Source organism: Candidatus Nitrotoga sp. 1052 (genome assembly GCF_927312905.1).
Lineage (GTDB): Bacteria > Pseudomonadota > Gammaproteobacteria > Burkholderiales > Gallionellaceae > Nitrotoga.
In genome coordinates, this window is the sequence record NZ_CAKMHQ010000072.1 from 40426 (window position 1) to 46823 (window position 6398).

Here is a 6398-nt window from a genome sequence, read left to right on the forward strand (position 1 = left end):
ATCAGGCTAATTTTTTGGCATATTCACATGTTCTGGGCGAAATCCGATTCCAATCAATCTGGCGGGAATCCAGCGCAGGAATGGGGACCGTGCCAGGAGTCGGATAAAAATCGGTGGTGAAAGCTGACCCTCACCATGCAACACGCGACTAATGACGCGATTTTGGATGAAGAGTTGCATTCTTTGCGTCATACGCGTCGGCCACTCGCGTCGTTGCTGGACTCGGCGCAGATCTTCGGTGGTCAATTTGTTCGCACGTAACGGTGCAGCCAGCAAATTCGCTGCGGCGATTGCATCCTGGATCGCAAGATTAATACCGACGCCAGCGACTGGCGACATTGCATGCGCTGCATCACCGAGACAAAGAAGGCCCGGGCGATACCACTGACGCAATCGATTGACCTGAACGGTGAGCAATTTTATCTCTTCCCAGTCTTGGAGTTCGTCGACACGGTCGGCCATAAATGGCGCAAGCTGCACGAGGTCGCTACGGAACGCAGACAGCCCTCTCTCCCGAATCTGCGTATGTGAACCTTTCGGGATGACAAAGCCGCACTGCCAGTAATCGCCTCGGCTCAGCATGATGAATATCCGACCGGCATCGAAACGGCCGATAGGATATTCTGAATCGTCAGGCCGTCGTGAAAGCCGGAACCATAACACGTCCATGGGTGCGCCAAGATCCTCAACCTGCAAGCCAGCATGTGCACGGACAACTGAATGTCGACCATCTGCTCCCACGACCAGGCTCGCGCGCACCGTTAATGGTCCGTCCGGACTCATTACCTGAACGCCAACGACATGCCCCGCTTCTTCAATGAGCCCAGTCACTTCAGAGTGCATCCGCAAGCTGAATGTTGGGTAGCGAGCTGCGCGATCAGCGAGGAAATTCAGGAAATCCCACTGCGGCATAAAAGCGATAAAACGGCACTGGGTTTTCAGATGGGTGAAATCCGCTATCGTCAGCTTCAAATTACCGAACTGACCATTGATCTGCGGCGCTTTTTGATGTGGTAATTTCAATAGGTCTTTGAGTAATCCCAGTTCATGCATGACTTCCAGCGTCGAGGGATGAATCGTGTCTCCGCGGAAGTCCCTCAGAAAGTCCGCATGCTTTTCTAAAACCAGTACCTCAACACCTGCACGAGCCAATAGCAGACCCAGCATCATGCCAGCTGGACCACCCCCCGCAATGCAACATTGTACTGATACCGTATCCATATCCGTCCTTACGAGTAAAGGAAAACATGAAACAGCGACTCTGCGAGACTGAGCTTCACAAGAGCGAAAAACAAATTAGAAATTCCAGCATTCCTTGTGCCGAAATTTACGCTCAAATGCAAGACACGGAAACAATTTTGCATTAGCTCTGATGTATTTATCGCCATGCTTCACGTTCCGCTTTCCTTATATTTTCGAGGGCGGCCACGATGGTATGGCGAGGTGCGCCGATATTCATGCGCATGAACCCGCTACCGCCCTCGCCAAACAGAATGCCGGGACTCATGCCCACGCCAGCTTCATGCACGAAGAAATGCTTGAGTTGAGCGTCGCTCATCCCTAGTGCACTGCAGTCAAGCCATAGCAGGTAGGTACCCTCTGGTTTGATAAGCCGGATTTCCGGGAGATGGGCGGCCAGATAATTCTCGACGTAATCTCGCGTATCCCGCAGATAGGCCAGCAACTCGTCCAGCCATGTCTCACTTTCACGGTAGGCGGCTTCGAAAGCAACGATGCTAAAGGGGTTGGCTGCGCTGACGTGCATCCTGTCAAATATCTGGGTGATCGCCGCGCGATGCTTTGGATCCGGCACGATGAGTGAGGAAAGATTCAGCCCTGGGATATTGAATGTTTTGCTGGGTGCGACAGCAGTGAGGATATGGGCCGGGTTTTCTGCCAGCGTTGCAAGCGTGGTGTGTTTATTTTCTGGGTAGATCAAATCTGCGTGGATTTCGTCTGAAAATATGAGCAGATCATATTTTTTTGCGATTCGCAGGAGGTGCTGCAATTCTGGCTTGCTCCAAACCCTGCCGACCGGGTTGTGCGGTGAGCATAGCAACAGCAAACGCGCCTTTGCTGCACACTGCTCCAGGTGGTCGAAATCGATGGCATAGTGGCCGTTTTCCAGGTGCAGCGGGTTTTGCAACAGCTTTCTGCCGGTGTTTGTGACAGCCGAAAAAAATGGAAAATACACTGGCGGTTGTACGATTACCGATTCACCTGGCTCGGTAAAAGCCATGACAGCTGCGTGCAGCGAGGGCACGACGCCGGGACACATCATGATCCACTCACGCTGCACCTCCCAACCGTGGCGTCGTCTAAGCCAATCCATGAGCGATTCGTACAAACTATCCGGATACTGGGTGTAGCCATACACGGGATGGGCGGCGCGCTCGGCGAGGGCACGGGTCACAGCAGGCGGAGCAGCAAAATCCATATCGGCAATCCACAACGGGATGACGTCGTCTGTGCCGAACATGTTTTTCCGCCCGTCATATTTTACACTGGCGGTATTGGTAAGGTTGATGTCGTGGTCAAAATTGCTACTCAAGTAATTTCTCCTAGACCGTTGCTTCTGACAGCGTATGCAGAAATTTTTGCCGGGTTTAGCAATTGGCAAAAAATCAACCGAAACATGAATGCGAGTGTGGCATTGAAACAAGCATGGTGTTCCCTCTGCTATTTAAATACACATTTAATCTTGGACGTGCGGATAGGCAGTGCTGCGGTGCCGCTCAACTAACAGGCCAAGCTTAAAGTGGATTCTATTGTATCGAACGGAACAATATTTCATACTGTTTATCCTATGGAAAAGGAAGCCATGGATAATACTAACGATACACGCTGCATTGTACTGGCCATGGCAGAACTGATCCTGCTGTTTGTCACGTCGTTCCTTACTGGCTGCGCCACGGTGGAAACCCGTCCGGCGGCACCTACAGGCGATGTTTTGACTACATGCCGAATGCTGTACCAGGAAGTTGATGCGGCCATCGAACGTGCGGGGGTACGCGATTACGGTTCATCGCCGGTTCGAGATTTTCCCTACTTGCGTACAACACGCCTGCTCGCTTCGTTCCGCGGCGAGTTGACCGCACAGAAACACTGGACAGCATGGACCGCGCACATGGCAGATTTGGATGCTGAGTCGCGTGCGCTGGAGTTGCGTAATCTGCCCACGCCGATGGAGGGTCGTCGCAACGGCACCTTAGGTGAGGAACTCAACCGCTGTCGTGAACACCTGCTTGCCGCCGATCTCGCGCAACCGGAGCGCCGCGCTATGCTGCGCGATGCCGCACGCGTTCCGGATGATTATGTCACCTGGTGGCAGGTGCTCGGCCTCTATCCGCTCACCGCGCCGGTCGTTTCCACCAGAATATCGGCCTGGCATATCGAGACACACAACACCTACACCACACCGTTGGCAGCGCTGCCAGTTGCGGGTGAATTGGTACGCTGGGCGTCATCGCCCGGTGCGCTGCTTACTGCTCCACAGGTGGGCGACATTCTGCATCGCTCCCTGGATCCACTCGGCATCCCCATGCCGACGATCACCGACCTCGACCGGCTCTTCGACACCTTTGCCCCGGTATGGGAGGTGGATGTAATGGATAACAATGATCGTATCGGAATGCCACGCTGGGATAACGGGCCGGTGGTGGACGTGGCGCGCCCGACACTGTATCGCAAGATCTCGCACACCCGTTTCGGCGATCAAGTGCTGTTGCAACTCAATTATATTGTCTGGTTTCCAGCACGCCCCGGCAACGATATTTATGCCGGACAGCTAGATGGCCTAAACTGGCGAGTGACTTTAGGCCCGGACGGCGAGCCATGGCTGTATGACGTTATCCATAACTGCGGTTGCTACCACGAATTCTTTCCGAGCCATCACCTGCGTCTGCGCGACGACCTCCCCACTTCCTATTTTGAACCCCCACTGCTGCCGCAACCTGCACCTGAACAACAACCGCTGGTGCTGCGCATCGCTTCCCGCACTCATTATATCCAGCGAATCTACCACGATGAATCACCGCCCGGATTACTGCCAGCGGCACAACCGTTGGCCTGGGACGAATACGATGCATTACGTTCCCTGCCCATTGCTGACGGTTATCGCAGCCTGTTCGGCATACATGGTTTAATCGCCGGCACTGAGCGTCCGGAGCGTTTTATTTTGTGGCCAATGGGCATTCGCTCGCCGGGCGCGATGCGCCAGTGGGGACGCCACGCAACCGCTTTTGTCGGTCGCCGCCACTTTGACGATGCTTTTCTCATCGAATCGCTATTCATGAGGGTGCCATGAAGAAATTGCTATGCTGGGTCGTAGTTTGTTTGCCACTGCTATCGTGGGCGGCAGATGATCGGGTTGACATCGCCCGTTTTTCACAGGGCGAGCTGCGCGGGTGGCAGCCCAAAGTGTTTACCGGCGAGACCCGCTATTCGCTGAAAAGCTCGGATGGGCGACTTGCCCTTCGCGCTGAAAGCAACGCCGCCGCCTCGGGACTCTACCGCAAGGTAAATGTCGAACTTGACAAAACACCTATGCTCAACTGGACATGGAAGGTCGATAGCGTCCTGGCGGGCGCCGATGAGCGCATACGTGCAGGCGACGATTATTCCGCCCGCGTCTACGTTGTCTTTTCTGGCGGGCCGATGTTCTGGCGCACACGCGCTATCAATTACGTATGGTCTAACAAGCAGCCAGTCGACAGCATCTGGCCCAACGCCTTTACCGGCAACGCGCGCATGATCGCGGTGGAATCCGGCACCGGCCGGGTTGGACAATGGGTAAGCGAGCGACGCGATGTGCGAGCCGACTACCAACGCCTGTTCGGCGAGAAACCCGGCCGCGTCGACGCCGTGGCGATCATGACCGACACTGACAACACCGGTGCCACGGCCACGGCGTGGTACGGCGACATCTGGTTCAGTGCAAAATAACGACGTAATTTACTTGCAGTCTGATGCACTGTTTTTTGTTATTGGTTTTCAGATTTATTTTGAGGCGAGATGTCGGTAGCCTGAATATTGAAATTATCTATTTGTTACAATCGCTTCAGACGCCGAGAACGATAATGTGAGTACACGGTCAAATCTTTCAAATTTCCAAAAGGAATTTCCATGAAACGACGAACCCTACTGCAAAGTCTTGCCATGCTAGCCGCGCTCCCGTTGATTTCGGCTTGTTCGCGCGACAGGGCGGCTGCAAATACCATCAATGCAATCACAGTTACGCCTCTGAATAAACCGCATGATGCGTGGCGTGCGTTGGTCTCCGCGGATGCTTACAAGGTGCTGTTTGAAGAGGATACCGAACGGCCAAATAGTAGCGAGCTTAATCATGAGCATCGTGATGGCATCTATATTTGTGCCGCTTGTTACTTGCCTTTGTTCGAAAGTGCGCACAAATTTGAAAGCGGTACGGGCTGGCCCAGCTTTACTCAGCCCATTGCGGGGCATGTGGGGACAAAACGCGATTTTAAACTGATTCTGCCCCGCACTGAATATCATTGCGCGCGCTGCGGCGGCCACCAAGGACATTTGTTTAACGATGGCCCACCGCCACGTAAAGAGCGCTGGTGCAATAACGGCGTAGCGTTGCGATTTATCCCGAAGGACGAACCATTGCCAGCGCTCAGGAGCTGATTATGACAATATTGCACCCATTAATTTTTGATAAAAAAGCCCGCAGTGCGCTTAGCATTGCCTTGTTGATACTTGCCGTACTTGCTGCCTGTGGGCAGTCAAGGGCACAGAATACGTCCGTAGTCTCCGACAAGCAGACTGAACCAGTGGTAGGCGTTGCCACCTTTGCTGGCGGCTGCTTCTGGTGTACAGAAGCAGATTTCGACAAAATACCGGGCGTGATATCCACTACTTCGGGTTATATCGGCGGCACAGTGATCAATCCGACATACGAACAAGTATCTGCCGGTAAGACTGGGCATGTTGAAGCGGTGCAAGTGCGTTTTGACCCTGCCAAGACTAATTTCGCCAAACTGCTTGCCGCATACTGGCCGACGATAGATCCGCTAACGCCTAATCGCCAATTTTGCGATAGTGGCACACAGTACCGCAGCGTAATTTTTTATCACAATGCGGATCAACGACAGCAAGCCGAAGCATCCAAGGCCGCGCTGGTATCTTCTGGCCGTTTTACCCAGCCGATTGTGACCGAGTTGTTGCCCGCTACAGCATTCTATCCGGCGGAGGAGTATCACCAAGATTTTCACACCAAGAATCCAGTTCGTTACAAATACTATCGCTTCAGTTGTGGACGCGATGCTCGCCTGAAGCAGGTATGGGGTAAAAAGAACTGATCATCTTTTCGCTACAATGAGTGGCGGATTCAACTCTGAAGTGCAACTTTTGTAAGTGAATTTAGGTGGCGAGCT

General features: G+C 53.4%; 6 protein-coding genes. 4 read left to right on the forward strand and 2 right to left on the reverse strand.

Annotated elements, in window-relative coordinates:
- Window positions 1-6: 6 nt before the first annotated feature.
- Window positions 7-1221: an FAD-dependent oxidoreductase gene (locus MJ768_RS13360; protein WP_239292419.1), complete on the reverse strand. Its 1215-nt coding sequence runs from the start codon at window positions 1219-1221 to the stop codon at window positions 7-9.
- Window positions 1222-1378: 157 nt separating this feature from the next.
- Window positions 1379-2551: a MalY/PatB family protein gene (locus MJ768_RS13365; RefSeq protein ID WP_239292420.1), complete on the reverse strand. Its 1173-nt coding sequence runs from the start codon at window positions 2549-2551 to the stop codon at window positions 1379-1381.
- 270 nt (window positions 2552-2821) lie between these two features.
- On the opposite strand from MJ768_RS13365, the gene MJ768_RS13370 reads away from it, so the two are divergent.
- The 4 genes from MJ768_RS13370 (at window position 2822) to msrA (ending at window position 6323) form a co-directional block, all read left to right on the forward strand.
- Window positions 2822-4306, forward strand: a complete 1485-nt coding sequence (locus tag MJ768_RS13370) for a hypothetical protein (protein WP_239292421.1) — start codon at window positions 2822-2824, stop codon at window positions 4304-4306.
- Window positions 4303-4944, forward strand: coding sequence for a DUF3047 domain-containing protein (locus tag MJ768_RS13375; RefSeq protein ID WP_239292422.1), 642 nt, complete (start codon window positions 4303-4305; stop codon window positions 4942-4944). Before MJ768_RS13370 ends, MJ768_RS13375 begins: the two co-directional genes overlap by 4 nt.
- A 180-nt stretch (window positions 4945-5124) precedes the next feature.
- Window positions 5125-5649, forward strand: coding sequence for a peptide-methionine (R)-S-oxide reductase MsrB (gene msrB / locus MJ768_RS13380; RefSeq protein WP_239292423.1), 525 nt, complete (start codon window positions 5125-5127; stop codon window positions 5647-5649).
- A gap of 2 nt (window positions 5650-5651) precedes the next feature.
- Window positions 5652-6323 carry a peptide-methionine (S)-S-oxide reductase MsrA gene (gene msrA / locus MJ768_RS13385; protein WP_239292424.1) on the forward strand — a complete coding sequence of 224 codons (672 nt, stop codon included), beginning with the start codon at window positions 5652-5654 and terminating at the stop codon, window positions 6321-6323.
- Window positions 6324-6398: the final 75 nt, after the last annotated feature.